1 protein-coding gene is annotated in these 974 nt (G+C 60.2%); it reads right to left on the reverse strand.

What is annotated here, in order from left to right:
* Positions 1–245 precede the first annotated feature (245 nt).
* Positions 246–974: GAD-like domain-containing protein (locus tag PUT78_RS23635; protein WP_274354656.1), on the reverse strand; the 729-nt coding region annotated here is incomplete at its 5' end.

Genomic DNA, 974 nt, shown 5'->3' on the forward strand with positions numbered 1-974 from the left:
TGTTGTCATTGGCGGCAGGCGGCAGGTTTGAAGGCACGCCGGTGTTGGGATTGACCGGCGGGACGCGCGGCGGTGACTGCTGAGGAACCGTCTGTGTATGAAGCGCCTGCGCGTACTGAGCGCCCATGATGAGCGGCTCTGGCGAAGCATCCGACATCACCAGCGAACCTGGCACCGGGTCGTCATCCGCTCTGGCGGGGGATAGGTTGCGGTGTCGCAGCGCGTCCCTTTGCCTTGCTCTTCCGCTATTCGATCACTCTGTCGTAGCCAATAGTTCGCACCACTTCGTTATGCCCGAAAGCGCCGCGCCCACCGTCCTGCGGCGAGAAATACTGCAACCGCTCGAAAGGGCCAATCTGGATCAGGAAGCCGAGATATTCTATCAACCCGCCGACAGAAAAATCAGCAGGCTCCCCCATGCCGCCCATTCGGAAATGCGGTGCCATGACATAGACTTCCTGTTCATGGATGGGGCCGAGGCGTTGTAGTACCTCCGCGAAAACAGGCTGACCTGTGACGGCGCTTACCCAGCCGTCGATATCTCTGAGTTGCGCCTCGACAAGAGAAGAGACAGCATGATCGTCGGTAAAGTAGCGTATCCCGTTGATTTCCCGCCTGGTTATGTCTGTGTTGCCAACGCTGCCAAGATTCACATCAATCGTGACGATCTTGAGTGAGGGGTGCCATGCGAAAACCTGTCCGAAAGCGTCACGAAAAAACGGCACCAGAAGCTCCGCGTCGATTTCCGGGTCATCGCGAAACAGGCTGCGCAGGATCGGCATCAAGGGGGCCGGATCGCAGAGCCAGTAGAGGCCATCCCGCCAGCCTCCGCGCCCATGCTCCAGCCAGAATGCGATCAGCGCATCCGGGACGCGCCCGCGATACTCATCCGCCTCGGAAGCGGGCACCGGACCGTCTCCGTCAGGCGGCCCAAAACGCTCCAGCAAGCGCTCAAATGGTGGGCGGATATTGGG

The organism is Roseinatronobacter alkalisoli (genome assembly GCF_028745735.1).
GTDB lineage: Bacteria > Pseudomonadota > Alphaproteobacteria > Rhodobacterales > Rhodobacteraceae > Roseinatronobacter > Roseinatronobacter alkalisoli.